The 20,087-nt window shown below is 54.8% G+C and carries 30 protein-coding genes and 1 tRNA gene; 21 read left to right on the plus strand and 10 right to left on the minus strand.

Going from position 1 to position 20,087, the window contains the following annotated elements; all coding sequences use genetic code 11:
- Positions 1-28 precede the first annotated feature (28 nt).
- The 3 genes from ACQ86N_RS40615 to ACQ86N_RS40625 are packed head-to-tail and all read left to right on the plus strand — an operon-like array spanning position 29 to position 1,187.
- Positions 29-742 carry a hypothetical protein gene (locus tag ACQ86N_RS40615; protein ID WP_431212010.1) on the plus strand — a complete coding sequence of 238 codons (714 nt, stop codon included), beginning with the start codon at positions 29-31 and terminating at the stop codon, positions 740-742.
- Positions 730-861, plus strand: coding sequence for a hypothetical protein (locus tag ACQ86N_RS40620; RefSeq protein ID WP_431212011.1), 132 nt, complete (start codon positions 730-732; stop codon positions 859-861). Before ACQ86N_RS40615 ends, ACQ86N_RS40620 begins: the two co-directional genes overlap by 13 nt.
- Before the next feature lie 59 nt (positions 862-920).
- Positions 921-1,187, plus strand: coding sequence for a hypothetical protein (locus ACQ86N_RS40625; protein WP_431212012.1), 267 nt, complete (start codon positions 921-923; stop codon positions 1,185-1,187).
- Here ACQ86N_RS40625 and ACQ86N_RS40630 read toward each other — a convergent pair.
- Entirely contained in the window at positions 1,152-1,511 is a 360-nt protein-coding gene (locus tag ACQ86N_RS40630; RefSeq protein ID WP_431212013.1) for a hypothetical protein, read from the minus strand. The two genes, ACQ86N_RS40625 and ACQ86N_RS40630, sit on opposite strands and share 36 nt — an antisense overlap.
- A gap of 188 nt (positions 1,512-1,699) precedes the next feature.
- Here ACQ86N_RS40630 and ACQ86N_RS40635 point away from each other — a divergent pair, with 188 nt between their 5' ends.
- The 10 genes from ACQ86N_RS40635 to ACQ86N_RS40680 all read left to right on the plus strand — a co-directional run bounded on the left by ACQ86N_RS40635 (position 1,700) and on the right by ACQ86N_RS40680 (position 7,859).
- Positions 1,700-1,906, plus strand: coding sequence for a cell division protein ZapA (locus ACQ86N_RS40635; RefSeq protein ID WP_431212014.1), 207 nt, complete (start codon positions 1,700-1,702; stop codon positions 1,904-1,906).
- Between the two features lie 674 nt (positions 1,907-2,580).
- Complete coding sequence (locus tag ACQ86N_RS40640) at positions 2,581-3,087, plus strand: Rnase Y domain-containing protein (protein ID WP_431217793.1); 507 nt, start codon at positions 2,581-2,583, stop codon at positions 3,085-3,087.
- A 25-nt stretch (positions 3,088-3,112) separates the two neighbouring features.
- The gene (locus ACQ86N_RS40645) at positions 3,113-3,649 is read left to right on the plus strand and encodes an HDIG domain-containing metalloprotein (protein ID WP_431212015.1); all 537 of its coding nucleotides are present in this window, start codon (positions 3,113-3,115) and stop codon (positions 3,647-3,649) included.
- Positions 3,621-3,941, plus strand: coding sequence for a hypothetical protein (locus tag ACQ86N_RS40650; RefSeq protein WP_431212016.1), 321 nt, complete (start codon positions 3,621-3,623; stop codon positions 3,939-3,941). Before ACQ86N_RS40645 ends, ACQ86N_RS40650 begins: the two co-directional genes overlap by 29 nt.
- Positions 3,942-4,189: 248 nt before the next feature.
- Positions 4,190-4,450: a 50S ribosomal protein L19 gene (rplS, locus tag ACQ86N_RS40655; protein WP_431217794.1), complete on the plus strand. Its 261-nt coding sequence runs from the start codon at positions 4,190-4,192 to the stop codon at positions 4,448-4,450.
- A 336-nt stretch (positions 4,451-4,786) separates the two neighbouring features.
- A complete protein-coding gene (locus ACQ86N_RS40660) occupies positions 4,787-5,011 on the plus strand; it encodes a Sec-independent protein translocase subunit TatA/TatB (RefSeq protein WP_431212017.1) in 225 nt (74 codons plus the stop codon).
- Between the two features lie 111 nt (positions 5,012-5,122).
- Entirely contained in the window at positions 5,123-5,887 is a 765-nt protein-coding gene (locus ACQ86N_RS40665; RefSeq protein WP_431217795.1) for an amidase, read from the plus strand.
- 89 nt (positions 5,888-5,976) lie between these two features.
- On the plus strand, positions 5,977-6,531 hold the full coding sequence (locus ACQ86N_RS40670; RefSeq protein ID WP_431212018.1) for an amidase family protein: 555 nt from the start codon (positions 5,977-5,979) through the stop codon (positions 6,529-6,531).
- Positions 6,532-6,735: 204 nt separating this feature from the next.
- Positions 6,736-7,200 carry a hypothetical protein gene (locus ACQ86N_RS40675; protein ID WP_431212019.1) on the plus strand — a complete coding sequence of 155 codons (465 nt, stop codon included), beginning with the start codon at positions 6,736-6,738 and terminating at the stop codon, positions 7,198-7,200.
- Positions 7,137-7,859 (plus strand): lytic transglycosylase domain-containing protein, encoded by a 723-nt coding sequence (locus ACQ86N_RS40680; RefSeq protein WP_431217796.1) that lies wholly within the window; start codon positions 7,137-7,139, stop codon positions 7,857-7,859. Before ACQ86N_RS40675 ends, ACQ86N_RS40680 begins: the two co-directional genes overlap by 64 nt.
- A 1-nt stretch (position 7,860) precedes the next feature.
- Here ACQ86N_RS40680 and ACQ86N_RS40685 read toward each other — a convergent pair whose 3' ends face one another.
- From ACQ86N_RS40685 to ACQ86N_RS40705, 5 genes are all read right to left on the minus strand, one after another.
- On the minus strand, positions 7,861-9,258 hold the full coding sequence (locus ACQ86N_RS40685) for an anthranilate synthase component I family protein (RefSeq protein WP_431212020.1): 1,398 nt from the start codon (positions 9,256-9,258) through the stop codon (positions 7,861-7,863).
- A 126-nt stretch (positions 9,259-9,384) separates the two neighbouring features.
- Positions 9,385-9,846: a hypothetical protein gene (locus tag ACQ86N_RS40690; RefSeq protein WP_431212021.1), complete on the minus strand. Its 462-nt coding sequence runs from the start codon at positions 9,844-9,846 to the stop codon at positions 9,385-9,387.
- Positions 9,847-9,924: 78 nt separating this feature from the next.
- On the minus strand, positions 9,925-11,193 hold the full coding sequence (locus tag ACQ86N_RS40695) for an adenylosuccinate synthase (RefSeq protein WP_431212022.1): 1,269 nt from the start codon (positions 11,191-11,193) through the stop codon (positions 9,925-9,927).
- 56 nt (positions 11,194-11,249) lie between these two features.
- Positions 11,250-11,843, minus strand: coding sequence for an ACT domain-containing protein (locus ACQ86N_RS40700; protein ID WP_431212023.1), 594 nt, complete (start codon positions 11,841-11,843; stop codon positions 11,250-11,252).
- Positions 11,819-13,489 carry a RelA/SpoT family protein gene (locus ACQ86N_RS40705; protein ID WP_431212024.1) on the minus strand — a complete coding sequence of 557 codons (1,671 nt, stop codon included), beginning with the start codon at positions 13,487-13,489 and terminating at the stop codon, positions 11,819-11,821. Before ACQ86N_RS40705 ends, ACQ86N_RS40700 begins: the two co-directional genes overlap by 25 nt.
- A gap of 119 nt (positions 13,490-13,608) precedes the next feature.
- Between ACQ86N_RS40705 and ACQ86N_RS40710 the strand changes: the two genes are divergently transcribed.
- Positions 13,609-13,690: transfer RNA gene (locus tag ACQ86N_RS40710), tRNA-Leu, on the plus strand.
- A gap of 182 nt (positions 13,691-13,872) precedes the next feature.
- Here ACQ86N_RS40710 and ACQ86N_RS40715 read toward each other — a convergent pair.
- The 3 genes from ACQ86N_RS40715 to ACQ86N_RS40725 are packed head-to-tail and all read right to left on the minus strand — an operon-like array spanning position 13,873 to position 15,169.
- Positions 13,873-14,430: a hypothetical protein gene (locus tag ACQ86N_RS40715; protein WP_431212025.1), complete on the minus strand. Its 558-nt coding sequence runs from the start codon at positions 14,428-14,430 to the stop codon at positions 13,873-13,875.
- Positions 14,364-14,828 (minus strand): hypothetical protein, encoded by a 465-nt coding sequence (locus ACQ86N_RS40720; RefSeq protein ID WP_431212026.1) that lies wholly within the window; start codon positions 14,826-14,828, stop codon positions 14,364-14,366. Before ACQ86N_RS40720 ends, ACQ86N_RS40715 begins: the two co-directional genes overlap by 67 nt.
- 23 nt (positions 14,829-14,851) lie before the next feature.
- On the minus strand, positions 14,852-15,169 hold the full coding sequence (locus ACQ86N_RS40725) for an Lrp/AsnC family transcriptional regulator (RefSeq protein ID WP_431212027.1): 318 nt from the start codon (positions 15,167-15,169) through the stop codon (positions 14,852-14,854).
- Between the two features lie 115 nt (positions 15,170-15,284).
- Between ACQ86N_RS40725 and ACQ86N_RS40730 the strand changes: the two genes are divergently transcribed.
- Both ACQ86N_RS40730 and ACQ86N_RS40735 read left to right on the plus strand, forming a co-directional pair.
- Positions 15,285-15,797 (plus strand): MFS transporter, encoded by a 513-nt coding sequence (locus tag ACQ86N_RS40730; protein ID WP_431212028.1) that lies wholly within the window; start codon positions 15,285-15,287, stop codon positions 15,795-15,797.
- Positions 15,701-16,642 carry an MFS transporter gene (locus tag ACQ86N_RS40735; protein WP_431217797.1) on the plus strand — a complete coding sequence of 314 codons (942 nt, stop codon included), beginning with the start codon at positions 15,701-15,703 and terminating at the stop codon, positions 16,640-16,642. The genes ACQ86N_RS40730 and ACQ86N_RS40735 overlap by 97 nt, the downstream gene beginning before the upstream one ends.
- Here the strand turns inward: ACQ86N_RS40735 and ACQ86N_RS40740 are convergent.
- Entirely contained in the window at positions 16,623-17,096 is a 474-nt protein-coding gene (locus ACQ86N_RS40740; RefSeq protein ID WP_431212029.1) for a hypothetical protein, read from the minus strand. The genes ACQ86N_RS40735 and ACQ86N_RS40740 overlap by 20 nt on opposite strands.
- A 200-nt stretch (positions 17,097-17,296) precedes the next feature.
- Between ACQ86N_RS40740 and ACQ86N_RS40745 the strand changes: the two genes are divergently transcribed.
- Genes ACQ86N_RS40745 through ACQ86N_RS40765 form a run of 5 tightly spaced genes read left to right on the plus strand, consistent with a single transcriptional unit; the run spans position 17,297 to position 19,984 of the window.
- Positions 17,297-17,833, plus strand: coding sequence for a hypothetical protein (locus ACQ86N_RS40745; RefSeq protein WP_431212030.1), 537 nt, complete (start codon positions 17,297-17,299; stop codon positions 17,831-17,833).
- Positions 17,736-18,563: a tetratricopeptide repeat protein gene (locus tag ACQ86N_RS40750; RefSeq protein WP_431212031.1), complete on the plus strand. Its 828-nt coding sequence runs from the start codon at positions 17,736-17,738 to the stop codon at positions 18,561-18,563. Before ACQ86N_RS40745 ends, ACQ86N_RS40750 begins: the two co-directional genes overlap by 98 nt.
- Positions 18,557-18,778, plus strand: a complete 222-nt coding sequence (locus ACQ86N_RS40755) for a hypothetical protein (RefSeq protein WP_431212032.1) — start codon at positions 18,557-18,559, stop codon at positions 18,776-18,778. The genes ACQ86N_RS40750 and ACQ86N_RS40755 overlap by 7 nt, the downstream gene beginning before the upstream one ends.
- Positions 18,779-18,780: 2 nt before the next feature.
- On the plus strand, positions 18,781-19,356 hold the full coding sequence (locus tag ACQ86N_RS40760) for a sensor histidine kinase (RefSeq protein ID WP_431217798.1): 576 nt from the start codon (positions 18,781-18,783) through the stop codon (positions 19,354-19,356).
- Positions 19,343-19,984 (plus strand): response regulator transcription factor, encoded by a 642-nt coding sequence (locus ACQ86N_RS40765; RefSeq protein ID WP_431212033.1) that lies wholly within the window; start codon positions 19,343-19,345, stop codon positions 19,982-19,984. Before ACQ86N_RS40760 ends, ACQ86N_RS40765 begins: the two co-directional genes overlap by 14 nt.
- Positions 19,985-20,087: the final 103 nt, after the last annotated feature.

Here is a 20,087-nt window from a genome sequence, read left to right on the forward strand (position 1 = left end):
CCCGACCCGTACGGCCTGGAAGAGTTCCGTGGCCAGCTATCTGGTAGGACAAAGCTTCAACGAGATACTGACCAATTCGATCACCAATAGCGCCTATTACAGCGACAGCCAGCTGGAGACGGCCGTAAAAATGATCAACAATCTCAGCGCGGAACTGAATATCCTTCGGCCCTCGCTGCTGGAGACCGGGCTCGAGTCCGTCTCCTGGAACCTCAACCGGAAGGTCGATATGCTGCGCTTCTTCGAGTTCGGCAAGTCGTATAGCACCAGTGGGGTAGGAAAGTACACGGAGACCAATCATCTCTGCCTCTATCTGACCGGCCCGCTCAGCGAAGACAGCTGGAAAGGAAAGGGGAAACCCGTCGACTTCTACTATATAAAGGGACTTTGCGCCCGCATCTTCCAGCTGCTGGGTCTGGAACTGCCGGGATGGAGACCCCTCGAGCACTCCAAACTGGGCTCCGCGCTGGAGATCGCCCTCGAAGGACGGACGCTGCTGGAAGCCGGTTCGGTCAACCCGGGCCTTTTGAAACAGTTCGACATCAAGCAGGAAGTTTTCTTCGTCGACATCCGCTGGGACGCCCTTATAGAACTGGCCTCGGGGAAGAGCATAGAATTCAGGGAACTGCCCCGGCAGCTGGCCGTCTATCGCGACCTGGCAATGATCGTCGACAAGTCCCTGCCTTACGAGAAAGTGGAAAAGCCATACGCGGCACGCGTCTGGACAAATTGCAGGACGTAAAGCTTTTCGATATATTTGAAAGTGACAAGCTGGGAGCTAACAAAAAATCGCTGGCCGTCAGCTTCACCTTCCTGGACGAAGAAAAACGCTTACTGACAAGGAGATTGACGGAATGGTAAACAGGATCATGGGAGCGCTGGAAAAAGAGGTCCAGGCCGAGATCAGGAAATAATGGGCAATGAGTGAAGATACCAACAGTGCGGGACGGCCTACTCCTCCGGAAGAAGGCATCGAGCTTCGGGTCAAAAGGATCCAGGAGAAGCTGCAGCTATTGCTGCGGCAGCGCGATCTGCTGTCGAAGGAGAACAACAGGCTGAAAGAAGAATTGAGCCAGCTGCAACAGGAACATGGCGATCAGTCGCAGCGACTGGATCAACTGCAGCAGCAGATAGAAGTCCTAAAAGTGACGTCAACGGTTATGAGTGAAGGGGAAAAAAGGCGTTAGAGAAAAGCTGGGCCAGTACATCCGGGAAATTGACCGGTGCATTACGCTTCTGGGGCAATGAGACCGGTTCAGACCCGCTTGACGAGCCGCATTTTCATCTCGTCTTTTCCCCGGGAAATTTCCAGTGGTATACACGCCATAAGGCAGGTCGTTGAGGCCGTTCCAGTCCAGCTGCTGCTGGTCCTTTTCAACTTCGGTCTCCAGGGCGCCGCACACGAGTCCGGCGTCGTCCCTAAGGATTGCCTTAAAATAGCTTTTTTGAGGATCTTCGACCTGAAAGGTCAGATGGTCGATGAAGACGGGGGATTTGACTTTTAAAAACATGGCTGGTAGTTTTTAGATAGGGTATTGGTGCAATCTTGCATGTGTATTCGAAGGGTTGGTTTTTCTATATGAGTATCGTTAGTAAACTTCGACTTTTTTGTGAATGAGCCCTGACCTTATCCCTAGTCCATTGTCAAAATCCCCGATGTGCAAAAGGTGTGAATAAATTTAAAACAAGTATTTGAACTATGCAAGACCTGATGGCAATAAATGTTGTGATAGGCGACCGGACCTACCGCATCAAGATCGAACCGAGGGACGAAGAGGCCGTCCGGCGTACGTTGAAGGCTATAAATGATAAGATTATAGAATACAAGACCCAGTTTGCGGGCCGCGATATGCAGGACTATATAGCCATGGTGGTCCTTTGGTACGCCACCCAGCTCTGCCAGTGAATCGTCCGTCACTCCCGGGGTTCTGGACGCCCTCTCCCGCATCGAGCAGCAGCCGGACAAGACGATCTAGCCCCTGAAGGGCCGCGTTGACGCCGGGTTTGCGGGCAACCGCCGGCAGTCCTGCAGATCGGCCGCAATCCGGATCTCGGCCGGGCGGATGGTTCCCCGCCGGAATACCCCTTCCCAATGCCGCCCTCCGGGCGCTCAGGCGTCCCAGACCGCAGTTCCGCGACGCAGCCCGCTGGTTCTGGTCTGGCCGGACAATGCCGGAACGGGGACCGGAATGACGCCCGGAACGGCCCCCGGAGACATTTTCAGCCAAAAAGGCGCTCCCAACGCAGTCCGGCGTTTGAGTTGAACCTTATTTTCCATAACTTCGCCAACTAACAATTTTTCATACAATCATGAATTTCATAGCATCATGAACCTGAATAAGAAATATATGATTGTGAACGTTTTAAATTCAACAGTCAATGATAATTACTATAGTAGGGATAATTGTCGCACTAGTGGTCGGGATCTTAGGAGGTAAAGTCCTGTTCGCCAAAAAACACGCAAGGAAAGATAGAGCGAAGCGGAACAGCAGGCTAAAAAGATCGTAAGTGACGCTACCATAACAGCCGAGAACTCTGAAAAAGGAAAGGCTGCTCGAAGCAAAAGAGAAATTCGTACAGCTGAAGGCCGAGCACGACAAAGAGGTGCTGGAAAAGAACAGACGGGTCAACGACGCCGAATCCCGGATCAAACAAAAGGAACAGGGCATCAACCAGAAGCTGGAAAACCTTGACAAACAGGCGAAAGACAACGACGCGATCAAGGAGAACCTCACCCGGCAGATCGAGGTCGTCAACCTCAAAAGGACAGAGCTGGAAAAACACCAGGAAGAGCATATCCGCCGGCTGGAGAAAATAGCCGGTCTGACAGCGGAGGGAAGCCAAGTCCCAGCTGGTGGAAAGCCTGAGGCAGGAAGCCCAGACCCGGGCCCTGGCTATACAACAGGGAGATCATCGATGACGCGAAACAGCGCGCCAACAAGGAAGCCCGCAAGATCATCATACAGAGCATTCAGCGTACTGCGGCCGAGCAGGCGATCGAGAATTCAATTACCGTTTTTAATCTTGAAAGTGACGAGATCAAAGGCCAGATCATTGGCCGTGAAGGGCGCAATATCCGGGCGATAGAAGCCGCGACGGGGTTGACCTGATCGTGGACGACACTCCGGAAGCCATCGTACTGTCTTCCTTCGACCCGCTGCGCCGAGAGATCGCGCGTCTGTCCCTGCAGCGTCTTGTTGCGGACGGCCGAATCCACCCCGCCCGTATCGAAGAGATCGTCGAAAAGACCCGCAAACAGATCGAAGAACAGGTCATGGAGATCGGCGAACGGACCGTTATCGAACTGGGTATCCACGGTCTTCATAAGGAACTGGTCCGTATCGTCGGAAAAATGCGTTTCCGTAGCTCTTACGGTCAGAACCTGCTGATGCACAGCCGCGAAGTCGCCAATCTCTGCGGGATCATGGCGGCCGAACTGGGCATGAACCCCAAGCTGGCCAAACGCGCCGGATTGTTGCACGATATCGGCAAGGTACCCGACGAAGAGACTGAACTGAGTCACGCCCTGCTGGGTATGAAGCTGGCCGAAAAATATGGCGAGAATCCGGCGGTGGTGAACGCCATCCGGAGCCCACCACGACGAAGTGGAAATGCAGTATGTGATCGCCCCCATTATCCAGGCCTGTGACGCCATCAGCGGCGCCCGGCCCGGTGCAAGGCGCGAGATCATGCAGCAGTACCTGCAGCGCATCAAGGACCTGGAAAATCTGGCCCTCGCCTACCCCGGTGTGGAAAAAGCCTATGCGATCCAGGCCGGGCGTGAGCTCCGGGTCATCGTCGAAGCCGACAAGGTCACGGACGTGGACAGCGACAAGCTGAGTTTTGAGATCGCTCAGAAGATCCAGACGGAAATGACCTATCCCGGCCAGATCAAGGTGACGGTCATCCGGGAAAAACGCGCCGTAAACGTCGCACGATAAAAAACTTTGTTGGTATCGCAAATATGCATACCTTTGCCATCCTTTAAAACCGCCCTCCGGCGGTTTGTACGAAGGACAATCATTAGCGCTTTGCTGGGAATGCGCTAGTTTTGTTGAAAGTGCATTTCCAGCACATAAAAAAATGAGTTTATGAACGCTGCTGTAGCTTTTGTACACGAGCAACTGACGGGAAAAAAGAGTTTCCTAAGTTTAAAGCCGGTGATAATATCACTGTCAATTATAAAATTATCGAAGGAAACAAGGAGCGTATCCAGAGTTTCAAGGGAGACGTGATCAAGCGCCAGGGTCAGGGCCAGACGGCTACCTTCACTGTTCGTAAGATCTCCGACGGAGTAGGCGTGGAAAGGACTTTCCCCCTGTTCTCCCCGAATATCGAGTCGCTCGACCTGAACAAGGTTGGTCGCGTACGCCGTGCAAAACTCTACTTCCAGCGTCAGCGTAGTGGCAAGAGTGCCCGTATCAAGGAAAAGAGAATGGCAACTGAATAGTACAGAATTAATTATAAGGAAAAGGTCCGCTTATGCGAGCCTTTTTTGTTTTTTATGGCTCGCGGGGGACTGTGGGGGGCGACCGGGAGGTTGCCGGGCTCTTCGCCTCTGGTGGGGTAGCCCGGCTGTCCGGTGTCCAGCCGGCGCCCTTTCTGACCCCTCCCCGGTGACTCTCAGGCCCTTCGCCGGTGATTCCGCCGGCGCCATTCCGGCCCCGTACCGGCCGGTGTTTTGGCGCCTAAGATTTTCCTGTAATAACAATTAATTACCGACCGAAACGGGACTTTCTATTCATAAAGAATTAACTTTGGAATTCTAATCTTAAAGACTTTGATTATGGTTACTAGTTTCCTGATTTCGATGCCTGGCGGAAGTGAGTGGATTCTGATCATCCTCGCAGTGCTGGTTTTATTTGGCGGACGCAAGATCCCTGAGTTCATGCGTGGACTGGGCAAGGGTATCCGTGAGTTCAATGACGCAAAGAACAACGTCAAGAAGGAACTCGAAGACGGAATGAATGAGAAGGACACGAAACCTGCCGGCACGACAACTCAGCAATAATCTTTCGACCGACTGAGCCTGTTCTCCTTTCACTCCATACAAGACTATCATAAAGCCTTAAGGGATGGGACTGCTTCCTGCGAAGAAGCGGTCCTTTACTATTTAGACCGGATCAAAGCGGAGTCTCACCTCAATGCCTATGTTCAGGTATACGGCGAGGAAGCGCTTGGCCGGGCCCGGCGGCTGGACCAGCAACGCCGGGACGGAAAGCCCGCCGGCCGTCTGCACGGAGTGGTCATCGGCATCAAGGATGTCATCTCGTATAAAGATCATCCCCTGACCGCCGCCTCCGGTATTCTGAAAGACTTTGTCACCATCTACGATGCCACCGTTGTCAAGAAAATGCTCGAAGAAGAGGCGATCATCATCGGCCACCTCAACTGCGACGAATTCGCGATGGGTTCTACCAACGAGAATTCCGCCTATGGCCCGACGCTGAATGCCCGCGACAATAAACGCGTGCCCGGAGGATCCTCCGGCGGGAGTGCTGTTGCCGTCCAGGCCGGTCTCTGTATGGCCAGCCTCGGCAGCGATACGGGAGGTTCGGTACGCCAGCCGGCCGACTTTTGCGGTATTCTCGGACTGAAACCGACCTACGGACGGGTATCCCGTTACGGACTGATCGCCTATGCCTCGTCCTTTGACCAGGTTGGTATCTTTGCCCTGACTGTGGCTGATACCGCCCTGTTGCTGGATGTGATTGCCGGGGAGGATGAGTTTGACAGTACGGTGAGGCGTGAACCGCTGGTGGGACGTGAACCGGTGGGACGTGAACCGCTGGCGGGAGGTGAACCGCTGGTAGGACGGGAGACCCGGACGGGCACGTATGGAGACCCAGTGCTCGCCGGACCGCAAATACAAAATTGCCTACTTTAGGGAGGCCCTGGACCACCCGGGTCTGGACACCGAGATAAGAGAGACCCTTCTACGGCGCACTGGAACACCTGCGGAGGGCCGGCCACACCGTGGAAGCGATCGACTTCGAGCTGCTGGACTATATCGTCCCTGCCTACTATGTGCTTACCACGGCCGAAGCCTCCTCCAACCTGGCGCGGTTCGACGGGGTCCGGTATGGCTACCGGACGAAGGCCAAAGACCTCGAATTAACAGAGTTTTACAAACGCACCCGCAGCGAGGGTTTTGGGCGCGAGGTCAAGCGCCGCATCCTGCTGGGAACCTTTGTATTGAGCGCCGGCTACTACGACGCCTATTTCACAAAAGCGCAGCAGGTGAGAAAATTAGTAGTAGATCGCACCGATCTGATATTCAAAGATTTTGACCTGATCGTCCTCCCCACGGCCCCAACTACCGCCTTCCGGCTCGGGGAAAAGATGGACGATCCTATTGCTATGTATCTCGCTGATATATATACAGTTTATGCAAACCTCACCGGAATTCCCGGCATTTCCCTCCCACTTTTTACCCACACAAATGGCATGCCTTTTGGTATGCAGGCTATGACAAGTCGTTTTAATGAGTTATCTTTGCTTCAATTCTCGCATCTGATGATGCAACAATAAAGTCCTACGAAATCCTACTCTATGTGACTGAGAGATCTGAAGCGAATCACCTGTTAATGATTTGGGCCATTTTATGCATCGGGCCCCATTTCTACTGCTAATCCGTTTTCTGGTTGATGGCTTGAAGTTATCTCCCGTTTTCCGTTACCTATGAAAGATTGTAAAGGCCGATAACGGCTCTTTACCATCTTAAATCGTTGGACAATGTACAACAAAAGGCTTTTATTGTTGGGCATCACCATCATCGGTTCCGGATGGATGTACCCTGATCGCGCGAACGTTTCCGCAAACTCCAAAGGCGTTATTACCCTTCCCCGCCTTGCAGGAGACACCGAGAGAGTAGTCGCTACCCCGCTCACAGCTGCCACCGTTGCTAATTCCAGTGCTCAGGACGTTCTTTCCAAAGAACTCTTTATGGCTACTACCGTAGGAGGGAGCAATGGCGTGCGCTTAAACCCCAAGGCACTCAGTTTTGTCCAGGACTATGTCAAGGACAACTGGGAAGAGCTGCAGAACGTCCGCAGTTACGGACAGCCCTATTTCAACCTGATCGAGAATATTCTCACCCAATACGGACTTCCCCGGGAGCTCAAATACCGGCAGTTATCGAGTCCAACCTCAAATCTTCCGCTGTCTCCAGAGTTGGCGCCAAGGGCCCCTGGCAGCTGATGCCGCAGACGGCCCGCGAACTGGGTCTGAAGGTCAACCACAGCGTCGACGAACGGAAGAACTATACCAAAAGCACCCGTGCAGCCGCCCTCTATCTCCGGGACCTCTACAAGGAACTGGGTGACTGGCTGCTCGTGATCGCCGCCTACAACACCGGGACCGTCAAGGTCAACCAGGCCATGCGCCGCAGCGGCAGCCGCAATTTTTGGGACCTCCAGTACTATCTTCCCGCCGAATCCCGCAATCACGTCAAAAAGTTCATCGGGACCCAATACACGTTCGAAGGACAGGGCAGTGTCACGACCCTGACCAGACAGGAAGCCACCCAGCAGCTGCCCGGTTCGGCCATGTATGTCTTCTACCGCAAGCTCAGCGAAGATGAGTTGAACAGCGCCAGGACGGTTGCGGTCACGGGGAAATACCATTCCTCCGTCATCGCCCGCTATACGCTGCTGGACATCGCCACCTTCAACCGGTACAACCCGGACTTCGACAAGGTAATGGCCAGCAACAACAACAGCTACGAGCTCAAGCTGCCCGCAGACAAAATGGACCTCTTCGTTGCGAACAAGTACGAGATCCTGAACGAGTCGGTCCAGGTCATGGGTACTGAATCCATCGACAATAGGGCCGTTATCGGACAGGTGGCTGCGAAATAGTTCATTCTTCCAGCGCCTTTCTGAGACCTCTGGCTTTGACGAGACATTCCTCATATTCTGCGGCCGGGTCACTGTAGAAGGTTATGCCCGAGCCTACCTGGTAGGAAAGGTAGCGCGTGTCGCTATTGTACATCAGGCTACGGATCACCACGTTGAAGTCGAAATCCCGGTTCGGGGTGACGTAGCCGACGGCACCGGAAAAGATGCCGCGGCGCGACCGCTCGTATCGCTCAATCAATTCCACTACCCTGTTCTTGGGCGCCCCAGTCATGGACCCCATCGGGAAACAGGCTCTGATCGCCTCTGTCCAGTCGGTGCCGGGAAGCAATTGTCCCGTGACCGACGAGATCATCTGGTGCACCTGGGGGAAGGGATAGATGCCAAACAGCTCGTCCACCATCACCGATCCCGGTACGCAGACGCGGGACATGTCGTTCCGGACCAGGTCGACTACCATGACATTCTCCGACCGGTCTTTGGGGCTATTGTAAAGCCAATCATGCTGCCGAAGGTCGGCTTCCGGGTCCTGCGGAATACGCGGTGCCGTCCCTTTTATAGGCTGGGAAATGAGGGTGTCCTTCGTCTTTTTCAAGAACCGTTCGGGGCTGGCGCAGAGAAGGTTGCTGGGGCCAACCCGGTAGAAGGCGGCGAACGGATTGGGTGAGGCGGCGCTGAGGGAAAACCAGGCAGACAGGGGATCGATAACGGCGTCCCGGGAATAGAACTCCTGACAAAAATTGATCTCGTAGCAGTCGCCGCGGAGGATATGGTCCTGCAGCACGGATACCGTGGCCAGGTATTCGGACCGTGTGAACCTGGATTCGAACGCGGGGGCGGTGCCGGCTGTGTCGGATTGGCTGCCTGTGCGTGGGGCGGTGCCCATGGGGGGGTGGCTGTTCGTGTGGGGGTGGCTGCCCGTGGGGAGAATGCTGCCTGCAGGCTGGCCGGCCGCTCCGCCCGTGTGTAGTCGTCTCTCCGCCTCTTTTTCCGCAGGGACGCCCCGGGGAGGAGCCTGCCTTATCTGCTGCCAGATCGCCTCCTGGTTGGTCCCGAATGAGCCTATGCGGACATTGTCCCCGTTGAGTTCGACAAGTATCTCCGGAACAAAGAAGAGAAGGTCGGGAAAGCCGATGGGGTCGGGACCGTCCGGCGGCGGCGCGCCCGCGGAACCGGTGGTGGCTGGGTCTGCTCCGGGTCCGCCGGAATGCGATGGCTCGGTCTCCCGTGCAAGATCGTAGGCTAAGTGGCCAAACAGCCAGTCCTGATGAACGTCGGCCCATTTTCTGAGCTGGTCGAAAGCCGTCCCCGCTGAAGCCGTGAGGGTCTCCGCTGCGCCGGCGGCCAGCAGGCACTCGACGGAGTGAGCAGAGGAAGAGTAATGATAGGAGTGGTTATCCAAAAAACAACAAATGTTGAATGGGGCGGCCCATGTCAACATTTGACGCTTGATAATTTGAATATCCTGATCGGTTGGTATCGGGAATGAAACGTAGTTTCTTTTCACAGGCGTGGCAGTCGCCTGTTTTTAAAAATCGTCTTCTTCCTCTTCAAAGCCACTGTCATTGAAAAGGTCGAGGTCTTTAAAATCGTCGTCCAGCCCAAGATCGTCTTCGTCGCCTTTGGTGGATTTCTTGGAGGTATTGCCGCCTGTGGTCTTTTTGGTTTTAGACTTGGGAATGTCGAATTCGTCGAAGTCAGGATCCCATTCGTCCTCTTCGTCTACTTTTTCCCACTCGTCTACTTCGTCGACATCGTCACCGTCGTCGTCGTCATCATCGTCGTCATCATCCTTTTTGCTCTTGGGGGATGCTTTCGAAGATGATTTCTTAGCAGAAGATTTTGGGGTATCGTCATCGTCCTCCAGATCGTCATCATCATCGTCATCCACTTCTTTCTTGGATTTCGAAGATGGTTTCTCCGGAGTTTCCTTTGGTTGAGGCGCGGATTTCTTTGAACCCTTTCCCTCCTTATCAGATTTTGGTGCCATGTCCAATAAGATTGTTATGTAAATTTTCAGCGAAGTTTTTAATCCGCCAAATTTTTTTAAAATTAATTTTTTTACGGTTCATGCAGGATTTTCTATCAGCTGATCCCGTCCCGGACCGTTGGAAATATAGGCAATTTTTACGCCCAGGTATTTGTTAATAAAGTCTACATATTCCGTCATTTTAGCGGGCAGGGCGTCGTATTTTTTAATTTGGGTGGTATCCGCGTTCCAACCCTTAAAGGATTCCAGCACAGGCTCGATCTTTACCCGGTTCATCTGGAACGGGACTTCGAGGGTCTCTTCTCCGTTGACCTTGTAGGCGGTACATACCTTCAGCTCGGAAAATGCATCGAGGACGTCGGCCTTTGTCATGACGATCTTTGTAACGCCGTTGATCATGCACGCGAACTTCAGGGCAACTCCGTCGATCCAGCCGCAGCGGCGGGGCCGGCCTGTGGTTGCACCGAACTCATTCCCCGTCTTGCGCAGTTCTTCCCCGACGGCGTCTTCCAGTTCGGTAGGGAATGGTCCGCTGCCTACCCGGGTGCAGTATGCCTTGCTTACGCCGATGACGTCGCGGATCTTCTGAGGAGCCACGCCGAGGCCCGTACAAACACCCGCGGAGATGGTGTTGGAAGAGGTCACGAACGGGAAGGTACCGAAGTCCACGTCGAGCATGCTGCCCTGCGCGCCTTCCGCCAGTACCTTTTTGCCCTGGGAGATCTTGTCGTTGATGAAATATTCACCGTTGACGATCTTGAACTGGCGCATGAACTCGAGCGCCTCGAAGAACTCCTCTTCCCACTGGGAAAGGTCTTCGTGGAAGTTGAGGCTATCCAGCAGTTTCTGGTGCTTGAGGCGCAGCTTGATGTACTGGGTGGTAAAGCTCTTGTCGAGCAGGTCGCCGACCCTGAGGCCGTTGCGGCCGGTCTTGTCCATATAAGCGGGGCCGATACCCTTCAGGGTGCTGCCGATCTTTTCCTGTCCTTTTGACATTTCTGATGCCTTGTCAAGGGCACGGTGTGTCGGAAGGATTACGTGTGTACGCTGGGCGATGTATAGATTTTTTCGGTAGTCCACGCCAAAGGCCGCGACGGACTCGCACTCCCGTCTCAGTGTGACGGGGTCCAGAACGACGCCGTTGCCGATGAGGTTAATGGTCTTCTCGTGGAAGACGCCGGAGGGTATCTGGTGCAGAACGATTTTTTTGTCGTTCACATACAGCGTATGACCGGCATTCGGGCCACCTTGAAAACGGGCGATAACGTCATATCGGGGAGCGAAGTAGTCAACTATCTTCCCCTTTCCTTCATCCCCCCACTGGAGGCCTAATATTACATCAACCATTAATACTTATTTTGAGGCGGCAAAGGTAGGTGTTTTATCTGGTTTCTCCATTGCAGCTAACTGGTTTCTGCGTCATACCGAACGACGGAATGGATGCCGCTCAGCTGTTTGAGTCTCGTCACCAGTTCTTCCAGCTCTTCCTTGTCGTGGACGTAGATCCGGATATTCCCCTCGAAAAGGCCGTCTTTCGCCTCGATGGTGATGGCATTGATGTTGAGCCGCAGCTCCCCGGAAATAAGATTGGTGATCTTGTTGACGACGCCCACGTCGTCCATGCCCACAAGACGTATACCGGTAAGAAACGATATTTCCTTGTTCTTCGCCCATTTTGTCTTGACTACGCGGTGGCCGTAGTTCGCCATCAGCTTGGCCGCGTTGGGGCAGTTGGTCCGGTGGATGGTCAGTCCCTTACCTACGGATACAAACCCGAACACGTCGTCGCCCGGGATGGGTTTGCAGCAGTTGGCCAGCGTATAGACGATACGGTCACTGCTTTCCCCGAAGATGATGAGCTCGGTGTCTTTTCGCGGTACCGTCGAGTCCTGGTGCTTTGCCTCTATGACGGGTTTTACCGGTCTGGGCGGTTCCAGTCTGTCGCCCAGCAGCTGAAATTCCTTCAGCTCTTTCAGGTCGATATTCCGTACGGACACCTGGTAAAAAAGTCCAGTGAAGAGCTCAGCTTGTAGTACGCCGTCAGCACGTCGATATTGTGCTGGTTGTAGGCCGCGCCGTAGTTCTCCAGCTTGCGCTGTACGACGTATTTCCCTTCGTCGGCGATCTTTCTCTTCTCTTCCTTCAGCGCGTCCTTGATCTTGGTCTTGGCCTTGGCGGTAACTACGACCCCGAGCCAGTCCTCATTCGGCTTTTGTTTCGAGGAGGTGATGATTTCGACCTGGTCTCCGCTGCGCAGTTTGTGGCTGATCGGCACCAGTTTGTGATTCACCTTGGCCCCGATGGTCTGTATACCGATTGCGCTGTGGATGGAGAAAGCAAAGTCCAGGGCCGTCGACCCGACGGGCAGCATCTTTACGTCTCCCTTCGGAGTATAGACATAGATCTCCTCTGCCAGGAAACTGGTTTTGAAGTCCTGCAGGAAATCGATAGAATCGTTGTCCTGGGTGTTGAGCACTTCCCTTATCTGCTGGAACCATTTGTCGAAGCGGCTCTCGTCGGCGGCGCCTTCCTTGTATTTCCAGTGCGCGGCCAGGCCCTTCTCGGCGATCTCGTTCATGCGCTTCGACCGGATCTGTACTTCCACCCATTTGCCCTGTGGGCCCATCACTGTTGTATGCAAGGCCTCGTATCCATTGGACTTGGGATTGCTGAGCCAGTCTCTCAGCCGCTCGGGGCTTGGATTATACTCGTCGGTGATCATCGAGTAGACCTTCCAGCATTCCTCTTTCTCCTTCTCGGGCGCGGAGTCGAGGATGACGCGGATGGCGAATAGGTCGTATACCTCCTCGAATGCGACGCCCTTTTTGCGCATTTTGTTCCAGATGGAATGGATGCTTTTGGGGCGCCCATAGATATCGAAGTTGAAGCCGCCGGCTTTTTCGAGTTTTTCTTTCAGCGGCTTGATAAATTCGTTGATATAGCGGGAGCGCTCTCTCTTGGTCTCCGCCAGTTTGCGGGCGATCTCCCTGTATTCCTCGGGTTCGAGATACTTCATCGCGAGGTCCTCGAGTTCGGTCTTTATCGTATACAGGCCCATACGGTGGGCGAGCGGCGCGTATACGTAGACGGTTTCGGAGGCAATTTTTAGTTGCTTCTCCCTTTTCATGCTGTCGAGGGTCCGCATATTGTGGAGGCGGTCGGCGAGCTTGATCAGGATGACGCGGGGGTCGTCTGTGAGAGTGAGCAGGATCTTTTTAAAGTTTTCGGCCTGGCGGGATGCGTTAACGTCGACGACGTTGGAGATCTTGGTGAGCCCGTCGACGATGCGTGCGATCTCGCCGCTGAACTCGCGTTCGATATCTTCGAGTGTGATGTCTGTATCTTCTACCGTGTCGTGCAGCAGGGCGCAGATCGTCGATCTAACCCCCAGCCCTATCTCTTCGCAGCAGATCCTTGCCACGGCGAGGGGGTGGAGGATATAGGGTTCCCCACTCTTGCGGCGCATCGTCTTGTGCGCCTCGGCGGCCATTTCGAAGGCGGTGCGTATCAACTCCTTGTCTCCGAGCTTGAGCTTGGGCTTCAGCGATCGGAGCATTGCACGATATTCCCTAAGAATCAGCTTCTTCTCCTGGTCTTCCGTAAGATTGTATTTTGGTATTGCAGCTACTGTTTCCATGTCCATACATTACGAATTTACAAAAAAAGCCTAGCTTTGCACGCCTTTCAGAAATGCCTTGGGGCGTTCCGGCCTTTGCGGCCGGATTTGGCAGTAGCTGTAAATTTTTGATTTTTAGCCAATTAGCGGGCGTGGCGAAACTGGCAGACGCACTAGACTTAGGATCTAGCGGAGCAATCCATGTAGGTTCGATTCCTATCGCCCGCACTTTGATGAAAAAGGTCCACTTTGTGGACCTTTTGCTTTTGGGGTGGACGACGTGCAGTGTATTACTGACATGGCTCGCCGGGGAGATATTCTCCATTTTCGCGGGACCGGTAACGCATCCCGACTTGATTCTGTCTCATTCGACCTGTCCATTTGAAAAGGGTTGATTTCGCCGTCTCCTATCAACCACTGACCGGGAAAACAATGATCATTTTCATGAACGCGGTCGTCAAAATGCAGGGCGCGACGCCGGTTGCAAAGCCGGACGTGGTAACTTTTATGATAGAGTAGTTTCTCACGGATCCATATACCGCAGCATTGCGAAACTGGTGGCGAAGCCGAATTGTTTGTAGAAGGGTTCGAGGCTGTCGCGGGTGAAGAGCCCGACCAGCGCGCCATTTGGGGCGTTGTTTTCCAGCCAGGTGGTGAGGCCCTGCATCAGGGCCGGTGCCGATGCGGCAGCCCTGCCAGTTCTTGTGGACCATGACGTCCTTTACGTAGTAATAGCTGATACCGTCGCCGAGCAGCAGCGCGCAGCCGACGACTTCGCCGTTGGCCTCTTCGGCCACCACGCCGTGGATGGCTGCGGCGAGGACTTTTTCGGTTTTTGCGTCGACGGCTGCGAGGTCGGCCGGGGACTTTGCCTCGACAACTTCTTTGCCCCAGCCTACGCTCACCTGTAACCGCTGGTATTCTTTTGCTGTTGGGACGCGGGGGACGACCCGGATGGTTGGGGGCATGGAGCCCGCGTTCTTTTCCCTTTCCTCGACCAGGCCGGCAAAGCAGAGATAGTGGCCGTTGAGCTCGCGGACGGTGTACTGGGACAGGCCCCAGGGCTTTTGTTCCAGGGGCTCGACGATATCGGCCTTTTTTCCAGATGCAGGTGGTAGAGGGATTCCACACGCTGGAGGCGGATCCAGACGGAGCTGCCGACGTGGGTCCATTCGGCGGGTTGGTAGAACTGGACGTGGACGTTCTGCCAGGAGACGGCGCCGATATTTGGGGGATCGCCCCAGGTCCATTGGGAGGGGAAGCCAAGGACATCCTGCCAGTATTTGATCGTTTCCCGGATATCGCGGACCGGAAGTACCGGTTCTATATTGGAAAAGATGGGCGGGTTGGATGATTCGGGACCCATAAGGATGATTTTGGTTATGATGGTTATTTCGGGAGACCGGCAGAGAGACGCGGGTTGCGCGGAATTGCGGAGGGATCGGATTTTCGGCGGTCGGGCAGAGGGATGCGGAAGAAAACGATCAAATGCCCGATGCGGCCGGGGTTGACAACCGCGGCATAGTGGTCGGTGACACCCGCAGCCTCCAGCCGCCTCGGGCGTTCGTGTACGGGGGTAGGCGAGAGATTGACCTCTTTGGCCAGCTCCCTGACGGAAAGACGACCGTCTTTCCGGAGAAGATTGAGGATACGGATATCGGCCGCATCCAGATCGAAAGCGGGGGAAGGTGTTTGTTCTTTTTTCATTGCCCTGAGGTTCGTAAAACAGAACAAACGTACTACAAACCGGCAGCTGACGCCCCAAATGTCCCAAAATTATATTTGCACAAAGAACAAACGGCCTTTAACCTAGTTTGCTGGCATGAACCGACTATTCAGCCGCGGACAGGTGATCCTCCTTTGGTTGGCCTGCTCCGCCATATTTTTCGAAGCCTTCGATGTCTCCATCGTGAACCTCTCCCTGCCTCTGATCGCGTCCGACCTGCGGGTCTCGCTGGCTACGGCGCAGTGGGTCCAAACGACCTATCTTCTCAGTTTTGGGGGCTGTCTCCTGCTTGGCGGAAAGCTTTGCGACTTCGCGGGCAGCAAGAAAATCTTTTTGGTCGGCATGGCCCTGTTCGGGGTCGCCTCCCTGATGGCGGCTCTCAGCCACCAATTGCTATTGCTGCTGGGGGCAAGGGTCGGACAGGGTGTCGGCGCCGCGCTCGCGATGCCGGGCGGGATCTCTCTTTGTCGCGGCATTTCACCGGCGAACAGCAGCACAGGGCGGCCTTTGGAATATTCGGCGCTTTTGCCGCCATCGGATTTGCCGGCGGACTCTCGGTGGGTGGTATGGTCGCGGCCACATTCAACTGGCGCTGGATCTTCGGAATGAACCCTCCCATCATCGGGCTCGTTTTGATACCTGGCATAATTTCGATACCTGCCGATCCGCCCTCCGGCCGTCCGTCGCTGCCGGTTGGAACGGCTTGCTGGCTTACCCTAACCCTATTGTTGTTCTCCTTCGCCGTCCACGAATCGGCGGCCCTGGGCTGGATGGTGTTGCCCTGTCTTCTCGCGGCGATCGGCTCGGGGATCTGGCTGCTCCGTTTCGACAGACGACAGGAACAACCTTTCTTCCAGCGCGGGATCTATCCATCGCCGGTAGCGGTCAAAGGCCTGATCGCTTTTTCGTTGCTCGGATTTAGTTTTCTGTCGTTTATAGCTATCGCGACTCTGGCCCTGTATGAAGTAATGGCCTGGAAGGTCCAGTCCGCGGGGCTCCTGCTGTTTCCCTATAGCATCGGGTCGGCGCTGGTTTCGAGATGGGTCCTGCCGCGGCTGTTCAAAAAGATAGGAGTGACGGGCACGGGTCTGGTCGCACTTGTCTGCCTATTGGCGGGAACCGTGCTGCTTGGCGCGGGGATCTATACCCACCGCCTCCCCTGGTATCTGGTGGCACTGCTGCTCGTGAATAGCATCGCCATTGCGATCGGATATCCTGCGCTGACCGTACTGTCACTGACAGGAGTAGCACCCGACAAACAGGGGATAGCGGCGGGCCTGCAATCGTCTATCTACACCATTGGGTCCGGTATAGGACTGTCGGTGATGGGCCTCTGTCTTCAGGCATTCTCCCATCCCGTCGTGGATATTTCATTGTTGTGTGCGTGCGGAATAGTCGCACTGGGTAGCGGACTGGCAGTACAGCAGCTGCTGACTACCAGGCGTACCGGATAGCGAGGCCGAAGCGGGCTGCATTGAAATCCGAGCCGTGTGTGATAACAAAAGCCGGTCTCCAGTCAAATGTCAGATTGATGGGCACGTCCTGGATCTTATAGTCCAGACCCGCGAGCGGACGCAACAGGATGTCGGTTGTTCCATTACCGAAGGCGAAGCCGGGACCAAAACCGAGTACCCATTTAAGGCCTGCCGCGTTCTCGATATCCCCGTGGTACTGGAGCTCGGGTTCGAGCAACGTAAGGTGATCACCAAAAAGCAGCATCAGTTCGCCGGCGAGGTCGTCCGAGAAGAAATGCTTCCCCGAGAGACCCGCCCAGGTGCCATACTTGCTGCCGAATTCAACGCGCATGCCTACCGCGTTGTCATAGGCGGAACCTTTCTGGGCAGAAGCCTGCTGAACGAAAAGAAAACAGAGGGCAATGCATAAGAACAGTGAACATTTTTTCTTCATATCTGGGTGTTTTAAAAATGTGCCGGTGATTCGCCTTCGAGGGCTTCTTAAATTACAAGCAAAGTGAACCAATTTCAAAATGCACGCCAATACCATGAAACCATGAAAAAATTCCTAACGGTTTTCCGGTATTTTTCGTATCTGAAGAAAAAGCTTTCGTGAATACGAGCTCGGATGGGTCGATTAATTTAGTTTTATGAATGCCTTCTCCAAAACCGAGCCTGATCCTGCTGGTTACCGGCCTTCTCACGCTGACCGGTATGGACGCCGGCGCACAGCGTCCAATTGACGACGGCAAAAGGGCCGACAGTCTGGAAAATATTTTGAGGACCAGCGCGATCGATACGGTCCGTATCGACGCTATGCAGAGCCTCTCCAACTACTGGTTGTACAAGGATTCCGCCAAAGCCATGGAATACGCGCTGCGGTCCGGAGAGGCCAGCCGGAAAATCAGGGACAGTTTCCATATCGCCCTCTCCTACTTCTATACCGGCAATGTATACATGGAGCACTACAACCTCCCCAAAGCCGCCCACCAACTGATGACTGCGGAACAATTGCTCCGCAACGACAGCAGTTATCGCGGACTGAAATACAGGGCGCGGATCTGGCACAACTCACGGCGCTATCCGTCAGCGGATGGACGACAGCAAACAGTTCCTCGACATCATGCTGAACAAGGTCGCGCCGTTGCTGGAAAAGGCGGGCGATTCGGTAACGCTTGCCCTGACCTATAAGGATATCGGAATGGTGCTGATGAACTATGGACAATACGACAAAGCGCTCGGTTACTACAACAAGACCATCCGTCAGTTCGGGGAGAATATCCGCTTCGAGGACCTGGCGACCTGCTATTGCTATGCCGCGCAGACGCTGCTCTTCCAGGAAAAATATCCCGAATCGATACCCTATCTCGACAAGGCGCTCTCGATACTCTCACACGATCGCGAAAGTCAGGAGTGGATACTATACTATACGGTAAAAGGAATGTATTTCTATTATACGAAATCGTTTCCGCGGGCGCTGGAGAACTATGACAGGGGTCTGGCCGCGGCTTCCAGGTGGAAGCAGCTGTACCCTTCGCTAAATCTGCTGATGGGAAAATATAAGATCTATTCCGAAGAAAAGGATTATCCCCTCGCCAAGAAGATACTGTACGAGTTGGAGGATAAGACGGCCGGCTTTCCGATCACAGACAACCGCCTATCGATGCTGAAGAATCTGGCGGAAGCGGAAGAGAAAACGGGCAGCTGGCAAAAAGCCTATCACTGGCTGTCGGAATACGCCCGGATCGCGGACAGCCTCAGCGAAGAAAACAATAAGGTCAGGATCAGCGAGCTCGAAACAAAGTTCAGGACGGAAAGGAAAGAAAAGGAGATCATGGCCCTGCAGGGCAGGTCCCGGCAGCAGCAGCTGGTGCTCGAACAAGACCGGCTGGTCAGTGGCTGCTGGGCAGCGGGATGCTGATCCTGCTGCTTGTGGCGTTCTCTTTGCTGCTGCTCTACCGAAATAAGCGCCGGACGGCGCGGCAACAGGAAGAAACGCACCGGCAAAAACTGAAGGAGATCGAACAGGAGCAGCAGCTGACGGTATATAACGCCATGCTGACGGGGCAGGAGCAGGAGAGGAATCGCCTGGCCCGCGACCTCCACGACGGGCTTGGGGGATGCTCGCCGGTGTGAAGATGAAGTTGTCGGCGTTCGCCGATTCCGCTGCAGCTGTAGCGAATGGTGGCGCGGCGGCCGCTGTCCCTGTCACGGACGAACCAAAAAGATCCGATATGGACCTACACAAGATCATCAACCAGCTGGACCAATCCGTTCAGGAGCTGCGGCGCATCGCACGCGATATGATGCCGGAAAGTCTGCTGCAGTTCGGTCTGGAAGCCGCGCTGAAAGAACTATGTTCCGGGCTCCGGGCGCCGGGTCTGCAGGTTGAGTTTCAGAGCTACGGGATCAGCCAGTCGATCATCCCCGCGGAACAGGCGGCGGTCTACCGCATCGTGCAGGAATTGCTGAGCAACGCCATCCGGCATGCCGGCGCGGGCGTCGTCCTCGTACAGTGCAGCCAGAACGAAGATATCTTTTTCATCTCGGTGGAAGACGACGGCCGCGGTTTTCAGCCGGCGGACGTACACGGCAACGGCATCGGTCTGTCCAATGTTCGCAACAGGGTCGATTTTCTGAAAGGGAAAATGGAAATACATTCTACGCCCAACGAGGGCACAACCATAAATATCGAGGTCCATGTACACAAATAGCATGGTGTCTGTCATCATCATCGACGACCATCCGGTAGTGCTGGAGGGGTTCACTTCTTTGCTGCGTCATGTCGAAGGGATCAGTATCGAGGGTTGTTTCACCCACGCTGCGGAGGGGCTCGCCCATCTGGCAAAGCATCCGGTGGATATCCTGCTTCTCGACATCAACCTGCCCGATAGCAACGGGATCGAACTCTGCGGGCAGATCAGGAAGCTGTATCCCGCGACGCGGATCATTATTATCAGCAATCATAACGAACGTGGCATGATCACCCGGCTTCTTCAGGAAGGGGCGGCGGGCTATCTCCTGAAGAATGCCTCGTCGGCGGAGTTGTCGCAGTGTATCCGGGACGCGCTTGCCGGCAAGCTGGTGCTCAGCCAGGACGTGCAGACTATTCTGGCTCGTCTGCCCGACCGGGAGCCGGCGGAGGGAGTTCCCGTGCTGACCCGGAGGGAGAAGGAGATATTGAGGATGATAGCGGCCGGGAATACGACGGCAGGGATAGCGGCCCAGCTGTTTCTCAGCCCGTTTACGGTCGAGACGCACCGGAGGAATCTGATGCAGAAGTTTGGGGTGGGGAATGCTCCTGCCCTGATTCGGATGGCGACGGAGTTGCGGTTGATCTGAGGGACGGGCGGGGTTGGGGACCGAATGCGGGGTTGCCTGGGCCGCGGCGGGGGACCGGAGGCATCCGGATGCGGAGATTGGGGGGCCGCAAACCCGCGGGAAC

This window comes from Puia sp. P3, assembly GCF_050632245.1.
GTDB lineage: Bacteria > Bacteroidota > Bacteroidia > Chitinophagales > Chitinophagaceae > Puia.

Excerpts from the sequence above, each read along its gene's own strand:
- ACQ86N_RS40725 (WP_431212027.1), bottom strand. The coding sequence starts at position 15,169 with ATGAAAAAAGAACAAACACCTTCCCCCGCTTTCGATCTGGATGCGGCC.
- ACQ86N_RS40660 (WP_431212017.1), top strand. The coding sequence starts at position 4,787 with ATGGTTACTAGTTTCCTGATTTCGATGCCTGGCGGAAGTGAGTGGATT.
- ACQ86N_RS40630 (WP_431212013.1), bottom strand. The coding sequence starts at position 1,511 with ATGTTTTTAAAAGTCAAATCCCCCGTCTTCATCGACCATCTGACCTTT.
- ACQ86N_RS40740 (WP_431212029.1), bottom strand. The coding sequence starts at position 17,096 with ATGAAGAAAAAATGTTCACTGTTCTTATGCATTGCCCTCTGTTTTCTT.
- ACQ86N_RS40690 (WP_431212021.1), bottom strand. The coding sequence starts at position 9,846 with ATGGCACCAAAATCTGATAAGGAGGGAAAGGGTTCAAAGAAATCCGCG.
- ACQ86N_RS40720 (WP_431212026.1), bottom strand. The coding sequence starts at position 14,828 with ATGGGTCCCGAATCATCCAACCCGCCCATCTTTTCCAATATAGAACCG.
- ACQ86N_RS40675 (WP_431212019.1), top strand. The coding sequence starts at position 6,736 with ATGTACAACAAAAGGCTTTTATTGTTGGGCATCACCATCATCGGTTCC.
- ACQ86N_RS40730 (WP_431212028.1), top strand. The coding sequence starts at position 15,285 with ATGAACCGACTATTCAGCCGCGGACAGGTGATCCTCCTTTGGTTGGCC.
- ACQ86N_RS40755 (WP_431212032.1), top strand. The coding sequence starts at position 18,557 with ATGCTGATCCTGCTGCTTGTGGCGTTCTCTTTGCTGCTGCTCTACCGA.
- ACQ86N_RS40705 (WP_431212024.1), bottom strand. The coding sequence starts at position 13,489 with ATGGACATGGAAACAGTAGCTGCAATACCAAAATACAATCTTACGGAA.
- ACQ86N_RS40765 (WP_431212033.1), top strand. The coding sequence starts at position 19,343 with ATGTACACAAATAGCATGGTGTCTGTCATCATCATCGACGACCATCCG.
- ACQ86N_RS40750 (WP_431212031.1), top strand. The coding sequence starts at position 17,736 with ATGGACGACAGCAAACAGTTCCTCGACATCATGCTGAACAAGGTCGCG.
- ACQ86N_RS40715 (WP_431212025.1), bottom strand. The coding sequence starts at position 14,430 with ATGCCCCCAACCATCCGGGTCGTCCCCCGCGTCCCAACAGCAAAAGAA.
- ACQ86N_RS40760 (WP_431217798.1), top strand. The coding sequence starts at position 18,781 with ATGAAGTTGTCGGCGTTCGCCGATTCCGCTGCAGCTGTAGCGAATGGT.
- ACQ86N_RS40745 (WP_431212030.1), top strand. The coding sequence starts at position 17,297 with ATGCCTTCTCCAAAACCGAGCCTGATCCTGCTGGTTACCGGCCTTCTC.
- ACQ86N_RS40625 (WP_431212012.1), top strand. The coding sequence starts at position 921 with ATGAGTGAAGATACCAACAGTGCGGGACGGCCTACTCCTCCGGAAGAA.
- ACQ86N_RS40635 (WP_431212014.1), top strand. The coding sequence starts at position 1,700 with ATGCAAGACCTGATGGCAATAAATGTTGTGATAGGCGACCGGACCTAC.
- ACQ86N_RS40695 (WP_431212022.1), bottom strand. The coding sequence starts at position 11,193 with ATGGTTGATGTAATATTAGGCCTCCAGTGGGGGGATGAAGGAAAGGGG.